The organism is Mesorhizobium sp. M0701 (assembly GCF_040320365.1).
GTDB lineage: Bacteria > Pseudomonadota > Alphaproteobacteria > Rhizobiales > Rhizobiaceae > Mesorhizobium.
This window is the reverse complement of the sequence record NZ_JAMYPO010000012.1, coordinates 139,362-155,106: the sequence shown is the minus strand read 5'-3', so window position 1 is coordinate 155,106 and position 15,745 is coordinate 139,362. Positions and strand designations below refer to the sequence as shown.

The 15,745-nt window shown below is 62.9% G+C and carries 16 protein-coding genes; 8 read left to right on the top strand and 8 right to left on the bottom strand.

Going from position 1 to position 15,745, the window contains the following annotated elements:
* Positions 1–154 precede the first annotated feature (154 nt).
* A complete protein-coding gene (locus tag NKI24_RS14860; RefSeq protein ID WP_352746247.1) occupies positions 155–505 on the bottom strand; it encodes an ArsC family reductase in 351 nt (116 codons plus the stop codon).
* Between the two features lie 155 nt (positions 506–660).
* On the opposite strand from NKI24_RS14860, the gene NKI24_RS14855 reads away from it, so the two are divergent.
* Together NKI24_RS14855 and NKI24_RS14850 are read left to right on the top strand one after the other, a co-directional pair.
* Complete coding sequence (locus NKI24_RS14855) at positions 661–1,011, top strand: ArsR/SmtB family transcription factor (RefSeq protein ID WP_352452564.1); 351 nt, start codon at positions 661–663, stop codon at positions 1,009–1,011.
* Positions 1,008–1,493, top strand: a complete 486-nt coding sequence (locus NKI24_RS14850; protein WP_502895022.1) for an SRPBCC family protein — start codon at positions 1,008–1,010, stop codon at positions 1,491–1,493. The genes NKI24_RS14855 and NKI24_RS14850 overlap by 4 nt, the downstream gene beginning before the upstream one ends.
* A gap of 125 nt (positions 1,494–1,618) precedes the next feature.
* Here NKI24_RS14850 and NKI24_RS14845 read toward each other — a convergent pair whose 3' ends face one another.
* From NKI24_RS14845 to NKI24_RS14815, 7 genes are all read right to left on the bottom strand, one after another.
* The gene (locus tag NKI24_RS14845; RefSeq protein ID WP_352743431.1) at positions 1,619–3,046 is read right to left on the bottom strand and encodes an aldehyde dehydrogenase family protein; all 1,428 of its coding nucleotides are present in this window, start codon (positions 3,044–3,046) and stop codon (positions 1,619–1,621) included.
* A gap of 34 nt (positions 3,047–3,080) precedes the next feature.
* On the bottom strand, positions 3,081–4,166 hold the full coding sequence (locus tag NKI24_RS14840) for an ABC transporter ATP-binding protein (protein WP_352452562.1): 1,086 nt from the start codon (positions 4,164–4,166) through the stop codon (positions 3,081–3,083).
* Positions 4,156–4,764, bottom strand: coding sequence for a cupin domain-containing protein (locus tag NKI24_RS14835; protein WP_023674050.1), 609 nt, complete (start codon positions 4,762–4,764; stop codon positions 4,156–4,158). Before NKI24_RS14835 ends, NKI24_RS14840 begins: the two co-directional genes overlap by 11 nt.
* Positions 4,765–4,969: 205 nt before the next feature.
* On the bottom strand, positions 4,970–6,040 hold the full coding sequence (locus NKI24_RS14830; protein WP_352452560.1) for an ABC transporter substrate-binding protein: 1,071 nt from the start codon (positions 6,038–6,040) through the stop codon (positions 4,970–4,972).
* Positions 6,025–6,903 carry an ABC transporter permease gene (locus NKI24_RS14825; RefSeq protein ID WP_023674048.1) on the bottom strand — a complete coding sequence of 293 codons (879 nt, stop codon included), beginning with the start codon at positions 6,901–6,903 and terminating at the stop codon, positions 6,025–6,027. The genes NKI24_RS14830 and NKI24_RS14825 overlap by 16 nt, the downstream gene beginning before the upstream one ends.
* Positions 6,900–7,787 (bottom strand): ABC transporter permease, encoded by an 888-nt coding sequence (locus NKI24_RS14820; RefSeq protein WP_352452559.1) that lies wholly within the window; start codon positions 7,785–7,787, stop codon positions 6,900–6,902. Before NKI24_RS14820 ends, NKI24_RS14825 begins: the two co-directional genes overlap by 4 nt.
* Before the next feature lie 84 nt (positions 7,788–7,871).
* Positions 7,872–9,155: an NAD(P)/FAD-dependent oxidoreductase gene (locus NKI24_RS14815; protein ID WP_352746242.1), complete on the bottom strand. Its 1,284-nt coding sequence runs from the start codon at positions 9,153–9,155 to the stop codon at positions 7,872–7,874.
* A gap of 225 nt (positions 9,156–9,380) precedes the next feature.
* On the opposite strand from NKI24_RS14815, the gene NKI24_RS14810 reads away from it, so the two are divergent.
* The 6 genes from NKI24_RS14810 (at position 9,381) to NKI24_RS14785 (ending at position 15,569) form a co-directional block, all read left to right on the top strand.
* Entirely contained in the window at positions 9,381–10,538 is a 1,158-nt protein-coding gene (locus NKI24_RS14810; RefSeq protein WP_352452558.1) for a fumarylacetoacetate hydrolase family protein, read from the top strand.
* A 78-nt stretch (positions 10,539–10,616) separates the two neighbouring features.
* Positions 10,617–11,411, top strand: coding sequence for an SDR family oxidoreductase (locus tag NKI24_RS14805; RefSeq protein WP_352452557.1), 795 nt, complete (start codon positions 10,617–10,619; stop codon positions 11,409–11,411).
* Between the two features lie 251 nt (positions 11,412–11,662).
* Entirely contained in the window at positions 11,663–12,595 is a 933-nt protein-coding gene (locus tag NKI24_RS14800) for a substrate-binding domain-containing protein (protein WP_352452556.1), read from the top strand.
* A gap of 107 nt (positions 12,596–12,702) precedes the next feature.
* Positions 12,703–13,689 carry an ABC transporter permease gene (locus NKI24_RS14795; protein WP_292659922.1) on the top strand — a complete coding sequence of 329 codons (987 nt, stop codon included), beginning with the start codon at positions 12,703–12,705 and terminating at the stop codon, positions 13,687–13,689.
* 3 nt (positions 13,690–13,692) lie between these two features.
* The gene (locus tag NKI24_RS14790) at positions 13,693–14,487 is read left to right on the top strand and encodes an ATP-binding cassette domain-containing protein (RefSeq protein WP_352746238.1); all 795 of its coding nucleotides are present in this window, start codon (positions 13,693–13,695) and stop codon (positions 14,485–14,487) included.
* A 59-nt stretch (positions 14,488–14,546) separates the two neighbouring features.
* Positions 14,547–15,569, top strand: a complete 1,023-nt coding sequence (locus tag NKI24_RS14785) for a LacI family DNA-binding transcriptional regulator (RefSeq protein ID WP_023674039.1) — start codon at positions 14,547–14,549, stop codon at positions 15,567–15,569.
* The last annotated feature ends 176 nt before the right edge of the window (positions 15,570–15,745 follow it).

Genomic DNA, 15,745 nt, shown 5'->3' with positions numbered 1-15,745 from the left:
TCGCCTACAGAATCACACACCAACCCGACGCCGCAACTCACAGATGAGTCATCGACGCAACGAAAAGATGTGTGCATCCCCTAGCACTTTCGTGGGGGCGAGGAACCCAGGCTGGAACGAAGTCGCGAAACCTCGCCGTCCCGCTGCACCGGGTTCAACCACCCATCGCCTGCTGATAAATGTCCGGCTTGAAGCCAACCAGTATGCGATCGCCAAGTTCCAGCACCGGACGCTTGATCATCGTCGGTTTGGCCAGCATCAGCGCCTTGGCCTTGTTCTCGTCCAAGCCCAGTCTGTCCTCGTCCGACAGTTCACGGAACATTGTGCTCGCCTTGTTGAGCAGGATTTCCCAGCCGACCTTGCCTGACCAGCCGTCCAGCCGATCCGCTTCAAGCCCGTCTGCCCTGTAGTCGTGAAAGCGATAGGCAACATCGTGGCTCGCCAGCCAGGAACGCGCCTTCTTGACCGTATCGCAATTGGTGATGCCGTACATGGTGATCGTCAAAACGCGTCCTCGGACCAGTCGAATCTGACGGCACCCTAAAACCGCGCCTCTCGGTTTTCCAGCGGCCTCGCCGGCCGTCTGCGATTTTCGCGCTTGCCAATAGTAAGGAATCTTCCTAACTATTTCCCGAGCTAATTTGAGGCAAGGAAACGACCATGACGGGCCTGCAGACCGAAAGCCCCCCGCCCATTGACGGCATTTTCCGGGCGCTCGCCGATCCGACCCGGCGACGCGTGGTCGAGCGACTGAACCGAAGCCCCGCCTCGGTCAGCGAGCTTGCCCAGCCGTTCGAGATGGCCCTGCCATCCTTCATCGAGCACCTCAGGGTTCTGGAAGGCAGCGGGCTGGTGCATTCGGAAAAGGCCGGCCGCGTCAGGACCTACCGGCTCGCGCCGGAGCCGTTGAAGCTCGCGGAAAACTGGTTGGCCGAGCAGCGTGCGCTGTGGGAGCGCCGTCTCGACCAGTTCGACGATTACGTGCTGAAACTCAAGGAGACAGACAGATGAATATGGTGCCGTTGTTCCAACCCGATCCGAAGCTCGACCTCGTGCTCGAACGGACGATCGAGGCGCCGCGAGAACTGCTGTGGATGGCCCTGACGAGACCCGAGCATGTCAGCCAATGGTTCACGCCGAAGCCGTGGATCATCACCGATTGCGAGATCGACCTGCGGCCCGGCGGCCTGTTCCGCACCCGCATGCAGTCGCCCGACGGCAAGGAGGTCAACGATAGGCGTTGCTGCTACCTCGATATCGTCCAGGACGAGCGGCTGGTGTGGACCGATGCGCTGCTGCCAGGCTACCGGCCGTCAGGCGACCCATTCATCACAGCCGTCATATCGCTGCAATCGCATGGCGAGACGACGCGCTACACCGCCACCGCCATCCACCGCGACGAAGCCACGCGCAACAGCCACGAGGAGATGGGCTTCCACGACGGCTGGGGCACGGTGGCGGATCAGTTGGCCGGCTATCTCAAGACGATCTGAGGCGACCCTGCTTCGCACTCACATTGCGGCCACGGAGCCGTCGTGGCCGTTCAACCGAACGCCGATGCCGAGGCACCAACGCTCGCAACAAACTTGACGGTTGGCGTAATGCCAATGTTGAACGCTCAGGCGCCGTAGCCGATGATGCCCTTGATCTCGAGGAAATCGTGGATGGCCCAGTCGGCATATTCGCGGCCGTTGCCGGACTGCTTGTAGCCGCCGAAGGGCGCAAACGTATCCCATTCCGGATAGTTGATCGACACCTGCCCGGCACGCAGGCGGCTGGCAATCTTGCGGGCGTGGTCGATATCCCCGGACTGGACATAGGCAGCCAGGCCATAGACGGTGTCGTTGGCGATCTTCACCGCATCATCATCGTCATCGTAGGAGATGACCGACAGGACCGGCCCGAAAATCTCCTCCTTCTCGATGGTCATGCCAGGCCTGACGTGGCCGAAAACGGTCGGTCGCACATAATAGCCACGGTTGAGGTGTTCAGGCCGGCCGGGGCCGCCGGTGACCAGCGTCGCACCCTCGGCGATACCGGCCTCGATCAACCGCTGGATCTTGTCGAACTGGACGTTGCTGACCACCGGCCCGAGCTTGGTCTCCTCCGAGCGCGGGTCGCCGACCTTGTGCCGTTCGGCGGCCTTCCTGGCGATCGTCAGCGCCTCGTCGTGACGGGCGGCCGGTACCAGCATGCGGGTCGGTGCATCGCAAGACTGGCCGCTATTGCCGAAGCAGGCGTTGACACCCTTGCGCACCGCCGTCTCGAAGTCAGCGTCGGGCAGCACGATGTTGGCCGATTTGCCGCCCAGCTCCTGCGCGACGCGCTTTACCGTCTCGGCCGCCGTCTTGGCGACGATGATGCCGGCCCGGGTCGATCCGGTGAACGAGACCATGTCGACATCGGGATGGCCAGCCATGACCTGGCCGACATCCGGACCGGTGCCATTCACCATATTGTAGACGCCCTTCGGCGTGCCGGCGGCGTCCATCACCTCGGAAAAGATGATGCCGCTGATCGGCGCGATTTCGGAAGGCTTTAAAACGACGGTGCAGCCGGCGGCGATGGCCGGCGCCACCTTGCAGACTATCTGGTTGAGCGGCCAGTTCCACGGTGTAATCAGCGCGCAGACGCCGATCGGCTCCTTGACCACCATGGTGGTGCCGCGCTTCTCGCTGAATTCGTAATCCTCCAGCGCCTTGATAGTGGCTTCCATGTGCGCCCTGCCCGCCCAGGCCTGCGCCTCGCGCGCCCACCTGATCGGCGCACCCATTTCCTGGCTGACCGCCTGGGCGATGTCCTCGTAGCGCTCATTGTAGACTTCGAGGATACGCTTCAGCAGCTTCAGGCGCTCGGCCTTGGTCGTTTGCGAAAAGGCCGGGAATGCCGCCTTGGCTGCAGCCACGGCCTTGTCGACATCGGCTTTCGAGCCGACCGAGATTTTGGTGTAGGCCTCTTCAGTGGACGGATCGATCACATCCAGCGTTGCCGGAACCACGGGGCCGACCCATTTGCCGCCGATGAAAAAATTGAGATGATTGCTCATGGGCCGTGCTCCGGTTTTCTGGAAATGAGTGAGACTAGCTAGGCAGCATAGGGCAGTTGGCACCACGGCGCAGGCTGATATGCGCCACGTCGCCGACGCTGAATTGAAAACCCTCTGTCCGGCGCGGCGCGTCGATCACCACCTGTGTCCCCTGCCCCAACTCTGCATGAAGGCGCAAGGTGCGGCCGTGAAAGACGATGCTGTTCACCCGCACCGGTGCAGTACCGGCCGCCGCCTCGGTCGTGGCCAAAAGGTCCTCCGGACGCACGCCAATGGTGCGCACCGTGCCCTCGCCAGGCAGCTCGCCTTTATCCGAAATCGCTTCCAGCGGCAGAGCGCCGGCGATGAACCGCAAGCGCTCGCCGTCACGGCCGACAAAGCGCGACTGCAGAAGGTTCATGGTGCCGATGAAGCTGGCGACGAATTTGGTGGCGGGGCGGTCGTAAAGGGTCGCCGGCGGCGCAATCTGCTCTATGCGGCCCTTGTTCATGACGACAATGCGGTCTGAGATCGACAGCGCCTCGGTCTGGTCGTGCGTGACCATGACGAAAGTGGTGCCAAGCCGCGACTGCAGCCGCTTCAGTTCGACCTGCATCTGCTCGCGCAGATGCGCGTCGAGCGCCGACAGCGGCTCGTCGAGCAGCAGCACACGCGGCTCGCAGACGATGGCGCGGGCAAGCGCGACGCGCTGGCGCTGGCCACCCGACAATTCGGACACGCGGGCGCCGAGCTTCTCGGCAAGGTCGACCATGGCGAGCGCTGCGCCGACGCGCTTTGCCTGTTCGGCACCGGAGAGCTTGCGCAGCGACAGGCCGAAGCCGACATTTTCGGCAACGTTCATGTGTGGGAACAGCGCGTAGTCCTGGAACACGGTATTGACAGGACGGTCGAAGGGCCTGAGCGCCGTGATGTCGCGGCCTTCGAGCAGGACCTTGCCGTTCGACGGGCTCTCGAATCCGGCGATGACCCGCAGGCTGGTGGTCTTGCCGCAGCCGGACGGTCCGAGCAGGGTCAGGAACTCGCCGCGCGAAATATCGAGATCGACGGCGTCGAGCCCGATGATGCCGCCGGGGAAAATCTTGGAGACCTTGTCCAGCCGGACGAGCGGATCAGGCGCCATCGCGAACCTCGGACGGTTTGGTGGTGTTGACCCACAGGATCTGGCAGCGCTCGCTGCCCGGATTGCGGAAGGCATGCAGCAACGTGCTCTTGAAGGCGAAGCTGTCGCCGGCCTTCAGCCCATATCTGGTCGAATCGACCACCAGCTCGACCTCACCGGACAGGACGAAGCCGAATTCATGGCCGGCATGAGCGTAGGCTTCGGCGGTGCCACCACCGGCTTCCACGGTCACCAGCATGCCGGTCAGCGTGGCGGCCGGCGGCGACAGCAGCGCCTTGGCGATGCCTTCCGACTTGACCGGGATCTGCCGCCGGCTGTTGGCGCGCACACAATAAAGATCGTTGCCGACATCATTGCCGTCGGCGATCAGCGCCGATGGCTCGATGTCGAGGGCGGCGGCAAGCGGCCAGATCACGCGGACCCGCAATGACGACATGCCGCGCTCGATCTGGCTTAGCGCACCTATCGAGACACCGGCTTTGGCGGCAAGTTCGGCCAGCGAGAGATTGCGTTCTAGCCTGAGCGCCCGCACGCGCCGGCCGACCCTGACGTCGGCGTCGTCCTTCGGCTTCTCAGCCGCTTCGTCCAGCATGTCCATTCGTTCGTCCTTGTTACAGTATTTTTGGCCGGCGCCGCGTGGTCTTCCCTTCTCCCCCTTGTGGGAGAAGGTGGCCGAGCGAAGCTCGGTCGGATGAGGGGTGTTCCAGAAAACACCAACGCCTCATTCCTTCCAACACCCCTCAACCGTCTTGGCGCTGCGCGCCAATCCACCTTCTCCCACAAGGGGAGAAGGAAGAGCGAACTCAGCCGCCTGCCTTGACCTTCTCGAACATCTTGGCGAGTTCGTCATTCTGTTTCATCGGCCCGGTGAAGATCGTGGTCTTCAGCATCACCTCGGGATCGGAAGGCAGCTGCAGTTTCTCCAACTCCTCCTTTGGCACGGCGGCGAAAGCCGAGCTGGTCGAGCTGCCATAGCCGTAGGCCTGGATCAGATACTTTCCGGAATCCGTTTCCAGCCGGCTGTTGATGAAATCATAAGCAAGATCGACGTTCTTGGCGTCCTTGAGCATGACGAAGCCGCAAGCCCAGGTCAGCATGCCTTCCTTCGGCTTCATGAACTCTACAGGCACGCCCTGCTTCTTCAGCGAGGTGGCCGAGGCGTTCCAGGTCATGGCCGCGACCAGCTGGCCGCTCGCCAGTGCCTGTTCGACCGAGGTCATGTCGGTGGTGTAGTTCGAGAGCAGCGGGCGCTGCTCGCGCAGTTTTTCCGCCACCTTGTCCATCTGTTCCGGTGTCATGTCGAATGGATTGACGCCGGCCAGAAGGGCCGCCACCACCGGTGTGTCGTGGACGGCATCGATGGTCGCCATGCGCCCGGCATATTGCTTGTCCCAGAGCAGGTTCCAGCTGGCTTCCGGGTTCTTCACCAGATCGGTGCGGTAGAGGATCGAGGTATTGCCCCAGTCCCACGGCACCATCCAGACCTTGCCGTCGCCGGCCTGCAGGTCGGGCAGGTTCTTGAAGACCGGGAAGATCGAATCCCAGTTCTTGATGCGCTTGGTGTCGATCGGCTGCAGCAGGCCTTCCTTGTTCCAGCGCGCCACCTTGTCATAGCAAGGGTGCGCGATATCGGGGCGGAAGCCGGCCTTGACCTTGGTGAAGGCGTCATCGTCGTCGCCAAACATCGAGGCTTCGACGCCATCAGGGTGCGCGGCGAGGAAGCTCTTGTTGAAGTCGGGCAGCTCGTAACCCGACCAGGTGAAATATTGCAGCTTGTCGCCGGCAAAGGCGACAGTCGATGCAAGCGCCAGCGCGAAGGCGGCCAATCCGGTTTTCGCTGCCTTTGTCGTTATCGATTTCAAGTCGAATGCCATTGCAGTTCTCCTCTTTCGGTTTCTTCTGGTTTTGACAGGCTGGCGGGCGCTGGCCGCCGGGTGGCGGCAAGCCCGCGATGGCGCAGGATTTCGGCGAGTGCGGCGATGACGAACGACACGGCCAGGATCGCCGTGCCGAGCGCCATGACGGTCGGCAGCGATTTCGGGAAGCGCAGCTGGCTCCAGATATAAAGCGGCAGCGTCGGCTCGGTGCCCGCGAGGAAGAAGGCGACGATGAACTCGTCGAACGAGGTCAGGAAGGCCAGCATGAACGCCGAAATAATGGCGGGCAGGCTGAGCGGCAGCATCACCCGTCTGAAGGTCGTCCAGTCCGAGGCGCCGAGGTCGAGCGCTGCCTCGCGGATGGTCTTCGGGATGGCGGCGAAGCGGCTGCGCATGACCACCACCGTCGTCGGCAGCGCCACCAATACATGGCCGAGCACAATGGCAATGCGCGACGGCCCGAAACCGGCGAGATTGACCAGGATCAACAGCGAGATGCCGACGATGACGCCGGGGATCAGGATCGGCAGCCGCGCAATGGCACTGATCGTGGCGGCCAGCGGCGAGCGGCCGTAGAGGTCCATATAGGACACGGTGATGCCGCAGAGTGTTGCGCCGGTGGCGGCAATGGCGCCGATGACGAGGCTGGTGGCAAGCGCACCGGACAGCGCCGAATTGCCGACCAGCGTGCCATACCACTCCAGCGTGAAGCCTTGCAGCGGAAATGCCGCCTGGATCGAATTGTTGAATGAAAACAGCGGGATCAGCAATATCGGCAGATACAGGAACACCAGATAGGCAAGGACGTAGGCTCCGAGCCAGCCGCCGCCTTGCTTTGCGTCCAGGCGCGCCGTGTTCATGTGCGGCTGCCGTATCGGCGGTCGGCGAAGCGCACCACCAGCACCACGGCGAGAATGACCAGCATGACGGCGACGGCGAGTGCGGCGCCGAACGGCCAGTCATTGGCCTTGCCGAACTCGGCCTGGATCAGTGTGCCGATCATTGTACTGGCAGGGCCGCCGACCAGCGCCGGCGTCACATAATCGCCGACGGTCGGCACGAAGACGACGAGAGCGGCCGCCAGCACGCCCGGCATCGAATTGGGCAGCACGATGCGGCGGAAACTGGTGAATGGTTTTGCGCCGAGATCGGAAGCGGCCTCGAGCAGCGATTTCGGGATGGTCTCCAGCGCCACATAGATGGGCAGGATGGCGAACGGCGCATAAGCGTGGGCGAGCGTGACGACGACCGCTGCCGGCGTATTAAGGAAGGCCAATGTCGGCTCCGACCAGATGCCGCTTTCGATCAGCGCCGAGTTCAGCACGCCATTATAGGCAAGCACGATCTTCCAGGCGAAGACGCGCAGCAGATAGCTGGTCCAGAACGGCAGGGTCAGCAGGAACAGCAGCAGCCCGCGCCGCCGCCCGGCATGGAAAGCCAGATAGTAGGCAACGGGATAGGCGGTGACGACGGTTGCCAGCGTCACCAGGCCGGCGATGCCCAGCGAGCGCAGCGTCACCGTCCAGTACAGCGGATCGGTGGCCACAGTGACGAAATTCGCAAGGGTGAAACCAGCCCCCAGCAGCGAGCCGTCATTGCCGCGAAAGGCGAGAAAGAACACCAGGCCAAGGGCGAAAAGGATCAGCAAGAAGGTGACCAGCCCGCCGGGCAGTAGCATGGCGAAGCGGAAGGCCGGCGAAGACCGGGTTTCCGGCAGCGACTGCGTTACGACGATGGTCGACATCGGCTGTCCATCGAAATTTGAAATCGATTAAGCATTTTTCATATTTGTGAAATTGTCAAGCTGTTTCATGCTTGGGAATGAACGTCAGCGTTCGAACGCGTCCAGCATCCGGTACCAGGCGATCGTCGCGGCGACGCCGACCTGCCGAAACGCATGAAACGGAATCGGCCGGATCGGCGAGACCGGGAACGGCAATTGCCTGGTGTCGCCGCTCGACAGGTAGGAGGCTATGCGCTCGCCAAGCGCGGTCATCAGGCCGATGCCGCGGCCCTGGCAACCGACGACCGCCAGCAGACCCTTCTCTGGCTCGTGGATATGCGGGAGATGGTCCGGCGTCATTGCCACCCGGCCGAACCAGCGCTTTTCAATGGCCACATCGGACAGCGCCGGGTAGAGCCGCAGCAGCGCGCGCTCCAGATGCGCCCAGTCGGCCGGGCCGTTCGGCAAAGCCATGCGGCCGCGCCCGCCGAGCACCAGCCGGCCGTCGGCACTCTTGCGGTAATAGACGAGGATGCGGCGCGAATCCGACACTGCCTGCCCTTCCGGCAGGATAGCCGCCGCGAGATTGGACGTTAGCGGTGCTGTCGCGATCTGGAAGGAATGCAGCGGGACGATCGTCTCGGTGAGGCCGGGAAGCAGGCCGCCGGTATAGGCGTTGGTCGCCAGGACAATCGCCTTGGCCTTGAGTTCGGCGCCGCTTTCCGTAGAAACGTGCCAAATGCCAGCATTCTTGCTGATCTGCATCACGTTCTGGCGCTCGGCGATCTTTACGCCCGCCGCTGCAGCGACGCGCGCCAGTTCCGACGTGTAGGCGAGCGGATCGATGACACCGGCGCGCCGATCGAGCCAGCCGCCGAGATAGCCTTGCGCGCCGGTCATCGTCGCGATCTCAGTCCCGCTCAGCAGCCGGACATCGGCGCCGCGGGCACGCCACTGCCGATCCCGGTTCGCCGCCGCTTTCAGCGCGGTCTCGGTATGCGCGGCCTGGATCCAGCCATTGCGGACGAACGGCACCGCCAGTCTTTCGTCGCGGATCAATTCGAAGACGGTGTCAGCGGTCGAGGCGGCAAAGTTGACGAGCGCTTCGCCGCGTTCGAGACCAAAATGCTCCAGCAGCCAATCCGGATCGTATTTCAGGCCGGGAATGACCTGACCGCCGTTCAGGCCGGATGCGCCATTGCCAATTTCGCCGGCCTCCAGCACCTGGACAGCAAGGCCGAACCGGGCAGCGTGCAAGGCTGTCGACAGCCCCATGATACCGCCGCCGACGATAACGACATCGACGCATTGGCCGGCGGGAAAAAGCGACTGGAACGCGGTGGCTGTCCGCGGCTTCTGCCAGATTGGATCGGAAAACCGTACGGGCAAGCGTCACCTGGAGATTTCAGTAGGTGAAAACCCTAGCGACGGTTTCATTATTTTGAAAGAGCGTTTTCCGTCGCCGTTGGCGCACGTCAGGCTCGATCAAGGTCCAGCGATGCGAAGACCGCTTGAAAGAATTGACAAAGCTCGCCCTGCAAGCGGGATAGACCTTTGGCGGGAATTTGTTGAAAGTGCCGCGGCCGAAGGACTAGACAACAGGAAATGTAAGCCATGACGAACGCCACACATTTGCCCGCCGAAGGCCTCTTCGTGGGCCGCGCCCGGGCGAGCGATGCTTCCCATCCGCTGGTGGTCACGGTGCGTGACGGCACGGTCTTCGACATCACGTCAAATGTGGCGCCGACCGTGCGCGACGTTTGCGAATTGCCGGATCCGGCGGGGCACGTCCGCTCGGCCAAGGGGCGGCCGATCGGCCCGCTCGATGCCATTGCCGCTAACAGTTTCGAGACAGCGCGCGATCCGGGGAAACCGTATCTGCTGTCCCCCGTCGACCTGCAGGCGATCAAGGCATCTGGCGTCACCTTTGTCGTCAGCCTGCTCGAACGGGTGATCGAGGAGCAGGCGCGCGGTTCGGCGGAAAAGGCCGACGCCATTCGCGCCGACATCGCCGGGCTGATCGGCCACGATCTGTCGAAGCTCAAGCCCGGCTCGCCGGAAGCGATGGAGATCAAGGCCAAGCTGATTGCGCGCGGCGCCTGGTCGCAATATCTGGAAGTCGGCATCGGCCCCGATGCCGAGATCTTCACCAAGTGCCAGCCGATGGCCTCGGTCGGCTTCGGCGCCGATGTCGGCTTGCATCCGGTTTCGACATGGAACAATCCGGAGCCGGAGATCGCCATGATTGCCGCCAGCAGCGGCAGGATTGTCGGGGCGACGATCGGCAACGACGTCAATCTGCGCGACGTCGAGGGGCGCTCGGCGCTGCTGCTCGGCAAAGCCAAGGACAACAACGCTTCGGCAGCACTTGGCCCCTTTATCCGGCTGTTCGATGAGACGTTTTCCATCGGCGACGTGAAGCAGGCGATCGTACGGTTGAAAGTCGAAGGCGAGGATGGGTTCTCGCTGGAGGGCGCAAGTTCGATGGCCGAGATCAGCCGCTCGCCGGAAGAGTTGGTCGCCGCCGCCATGGGGCCACATCACCAATACCCGGACGGGCTGGCGCTCTATCTCGGCACGATGTTCGTGCCGTCGAAGGATCGGGGCGAAACAGGCAAGGGCTTTACCCACAAGGTCGGCGACATCGTCACCATATCGTCGGAGAAATTCGGCGCCTTGGTCAACCGCGTGCGGCTGTCGCCCGACTGCCCACACTGGACCTACGGCGCCAGCCACCTGATGCGCGACCTCGCCAGGGCCGACCTCATCTAGTCCCCCAGCCTAACATCCGATAAATTCTAGAATTCTCTGGTTGGAAATTACCTGCTCGTCGGCATTCGGGAGAGTCCATTGATCGTCGCTCTTGAGGGCAAGACCCTTGTCGTTACCGGCGGAACGCAAGGGCTTGGCGAGACCATCGTCCGGCTGGCCTCAGCCGACGGCGGCGAAGGGATCGCCATTGTCGGCCGCAATGCCGAGCGTGGCAGACGCATCGCCGAAGAGCTTTCACGACCAAGCCGGCCCGTCGTCTTCATCCAGGCCGACCTTGGAGATCCGGCCGCGCCTGCAGCTGTCATGGCGGAAGCGATCAAAAGACTCGGCCGCATCGATTGTCTGGTGAACGCCGCGGCCCTCACCGACCGGGCCTCTCTGGAAACTGGCACAATCGACGACTGGGACAGGTTGTTTTCCGTCAATGCGCGCGCGCCGTTCTTCCTCATGCAGGGGGCCGTAGCCGACATGAAGACACGGCGGGCGGCGGGCGCCATCGTCAACATACTGTCGGTGAATGCGCATTGCGGTGCGCCGGACCTTGCCATCTATTCCGCAACCAAGGGCGCGCTTTCGACGCTGACCAGAAACATTGCCAACGCGCATCTTTCCGATCGCATCCGCGTCAACGGCATCAACATGGGTTGGGTAGCGACGCCGGCCGAACAAGAGATGCAGGCGAGCACGCTGGGCAAGGGCGAAAACTGGGCAAAGATCGCCGCCGCCGGCCTGCCGCTTGGTCGATTGCTGACCATGGACGAAGTCGCCCAGCTAACGCTGTTCCTGCTCAGCGACGCCTCCGGGCTGATGACCGGGACGCTTATCGACCTAGAGCAATCCGTGCTCGGCGCGCCGCCGCGCAGCATTGCATGACGGTCGCAAGGCCGATCGTCGGCCGCCTGGAAAATATCAGCCAAACTGATGCAATCTGATGGGATTGCTGATGGCGCGGTGCCTTGCGCCAACGTCCATTGGCAATCGAGGCTTGCCATCGATCGAAAAAGGGAATGCTCTAATGCGCCCAGGTCGACGCTGGCAAAATGCGACCACCGTTTTGGCCGCGCACGGCTTTTCGCGGTGATCGTCGTCGGAGGAGGAGTTCGGTTCAAATGGGAGGAAATCAAATGCTGACGAGGCTAAGACTGCTTGTACTTGGCTTGATGGTGGCGCTGGCCATTCCGGCCGCGGCACAGGCCAAGACGTTCTACTGGATTTCGCATGGCGGCCCGGCCGATCCGGTCTGGACATACTTCCTTGCCGGCGCCAAGCAATGGGCGGCGGACACCGGCAACACCGTCAACACGTCGTTCCACAATGGCGACGTGGCGTCGCAGCAGGAGGCTGTTCGCGCCGCAATCGCCGCCAAGGCCGACGGCATCACCACGACCAGCCCCGATCCGGGCAGCCTTGTCGAGATCGTCAAGGAAGCGCGGGCGGCGAACATCCCGATCATCAACTTCAACACGCCCGACCCAAAGGCGGACTTCAACGCCTATGTCGGCGGCGACAACGTCACCTTCGGCAAGCATTGGGCTCAGTATTTGGTCGACAAGGGCCTGGTGAAGAAGGGCGACTTCGTCTGGATGCCGGTCGAAATTCCCGGCGCCACCTATGGCGTCCAGGAAGAGGAAGGCATCAAGAGCGTGTTCGAGCCGCTCGGCATCACCTACGAAATCACCGAAGCGACGCTCGACCAGGCCGAAGTGATCAACCGCATGGTCGATTACCTCACCGCCAACAGAGCCAAGGTCAAGGCGGTTATCGGCCTCGGCGACCTTGTAACCGGTTCGATCAAGCGGGTGTTCGACCAGGTCGGCGTCAAGCCGGGCGAAATCCCAGTCGTCGGCTGGGGCAACTCGCTCGACACCACCCAGGAAGTGCTGAACGGCTACGTCAATGCCGGCCAGTGGCAGGATCCGCAGGCGACCAGCTACGTCGCGCTCTCGCTCGCCAACATGGCGGCGAGCGGTATTCCGCCCGGCTTCGACGTGATCACCGGCGCGCTCTACGAGAAGGACACCGCGGCAGTCTACGACAAGATCCTGTCCGGCAAATAAATCCGCGATCGAGTTGGTCACGGCCGCTTCGGCGGCCGTGACTGTCTCATCATTCCGCCGAAGCCGGTTGCGCTCTCGGCCAAATCCAATCCTATCGCGGGTCCAAGGTGGAAAATCGTTCTCTTATCCAACGCTCGATCGCGCGGCCCGAGTTCGGGCCGTTCGTGCTGCTCGTCGTCGAGATCGCTGTGTTCTGGGGCATCAACCACGACTTCCTGTCGCCGCAGAACATCTCGAACACGCTGGCCTTCACGGTTGAGCTCGGGCTGATCGCGCTGGCGATGACGCTGTTGATGACATCAGGCGAATTCGACCTCTCGGTCGGCTCGGTGTTCGGCTTCTCGCCGGTCCTGATGTGGACGTTATTCAACAGCGGCGTCGTCTCGCTCGAAGCCGCCTTCGTCATCGCGCTGGTGGTCGCTGCGTTTATCGGGCTGGTCAATGGCTGGTTCGTGACGCAGCTCAAGATCCCGTCCTTCCTGGTGACGCTGGGCATGCTGCTGGTGGTGCGCGGCACCGCTTTGTTCGTCACCAACGGGTTTCCGCAGCGGACCTGGAGCGCCGAGGGCAGCTGGCTGGCGGAAGCGCTGGTCGGCGATTTCTTCATCGGGCCGTTCCGGATCTATATGTCGCTGTTCTGGTTCATCGCCGCCGCAATCGCGCTCGGCTACGTGCTGACGCAGAGCCGGACCGGCAACTGGATCCAGGCGGCCGGCGGCAACCCGAGTGCTGCAAGGGCGCGCGGCGTCAACGTCAGCGGCGTCAAGATCGGCCTGTTCATCCTGTCGTCGATCCTGGCCTCGCTTGCCGGCGTCATCAGCTCGCTGCGCACCTCGGCGGCCAACCCCAACAGCGGCACCGGCTACGAGCTCGAAGTCATCGCCATGGTTGTGATCGGCGGCACGGCGCTGACCGGCGGGCGCGGCACAATCATCGGCACGGTGCTCGGTATCCTGATCCTGCGCGTGATGCGCAACGGCATAGTGCTGATCGGCGTGCCCGGCCTTGCCTATAATATTTTCATCGGCGCCATCATCCTCGGCATGATGGCGCTCCATTCATGGCTGGAACGCCGGCATCAGGCAGGGACTTGAACCATGGCCGAACCGCTTGTCCGCATGGAAAATATCCGCAAGTCCTATGGCCGCGTGCAGGCGCTGGTTGATGCCAATTTCCATGTCAACGAAAGGGAGATCGTCGGCCTGCTCGGCGACAACGGCGCCGGCAAGTCGACGCTGATCAAAGTGCTGTCGGGCGCGGTCCCGCTGACCAGCGGCGACATCTTCATCCGCGGCAAGAAGGTGAATTTGCGCAGTACCAGCGACGCCATCGCGCATGGCATCGAGACGATCTACCAGGACTCGGCGCTGGTGACGCAGCTGTCGATCGCCCGCAACCTGTTCCTCGGACGCGAGCCGATCAAGCCGCCGCGTTTCCTCAACCGCATGGACCAGGAGGCGATGAACGTGGTTGCCCGCGACCTGCTCAAGCAGGTCGGCATCTCGAAGAACATCCCGCCGACGACGCCGATCGGCTCGCTCTCCGGCGGCGAGCGGCAGGCGGTGGCGATTGCGCGCGCCATGCATTTCGACAGCGATCTCATCATCCTCGACGAGCCGACCAACAATCTCGGCGTCGCCGAAACGCAAGGCGTGCTGAGCTTCGTGCGCAGTGCCCGCGATTCCGGCCATTCCTGCATCTTCATCGCCCACAACATCCATCATGTCTTCCAGGTGGTCGACCGCATCGTCGTCATGCGCCGCGGTAAGGTGGTCGCCGACGATATCGACCCGAAGAAGACCAGCGTCGCCGAAGTCGAACGCATCATCACCGGCATGTCGGACAAGGAGATCCATGACGCGCTGGTCGAGGGCACGCAACGGCCCAGCTGAGCAGCCGGGGGTCGGCCTGATCATCGAGGCACTGGATCGCATCGCCACATGGTTGCGACATGAAAGCCACCGTTTCGGATATTGCCAGGAGCTGCGGCCTGTCGACCGCGACGGTCGACCGTGTGCTCAACAACCGGGCGGGAGCCAGTGCCGCCAACCGGCAGCGCGTGATGGAGGCGGCCAAGCAGCTCGGCTATCTGCCGGTCGTCGACCAGGTCGCGTTGCCCTCGCGGCCGGCGCATCTCGAATTCTTCCTGCCGATCGGCAGCAATGCCTTCATGGCCGATCTGGCCAGGCACATCGAGGATTATGCGGCGCGCCTGCCGCTGGTCGCCTCCTGCCGCATCCACAAGCTCGCCGGCATCTCGCCGAGCGCCTTGCAGGCGGCCGTCGAAAACCTCTCGCTCAAGGCGAACGGCGTCGGCGTCATCGCCATCGATCACCCGAGAACGCGCAACATCTTGCGCGAGATCGTCGAGGCCGGCATCCGCCTGGTCACACTGGTGTCCGATGTTCCGGGCGCGCCCCGCTCGGCCTATGTCGGTATCGACAACCGGGTGGCCGGCCGCACCGCGGCGCTGCTGATGGGACGGTTCCTCGGCGGCCGCCAGGGCCATCTGGCGATGGTCGTCGGTTCACGCTCCTACCGCGGCCACGAGGAACGCGAGATGGGCTTTCGCTCCGTGCTCGGCGAGGAGTTCCCCAACCTAACCGTCACCAGCGCCGTGGAGATCAACGATGAGCCGGAGGTCAGTTATACCGCGACCATGAAGGCGCTGCACAACGAGCCGGAGCTGCTCGGCATCTATTGTATCGGCGCCGGGCGCTCGGGCGTCGCAAAAGCATTGCTCGAAGTCAGGCCGCAGACGAAGCCGGTGTTCATCTGCCATGATCTGACGCGCGAGACGCGCGGCTATCTGGTCGACGATCTGCTCGACGTCGTCATCGACCAGAATGCGCGGCTGATCGCCGAACAGTCGGTCATTCGCCTGCTCGGCTCGATCGCCTCGTCGGCGCCCTATCTGACGCGGAAATTCATCGAGCCGCGTCTGATCTTCAAGGAAAATGTCCCGGTGCAGTGATGTCGTGCGACAGCGATGGCTCGGGCCGGTGGATCGTTAAAATTCGGTTGATACCGCAAATCTGCACATCACCTATGCAACTTTTGTGGTTGCCGAATCATTGGGCAATCGATAGTTTCGCAGGTGTCGGCCATCTACTCCTCCCAGATGCGATGCCGACGCTGAGTGCGGTACAC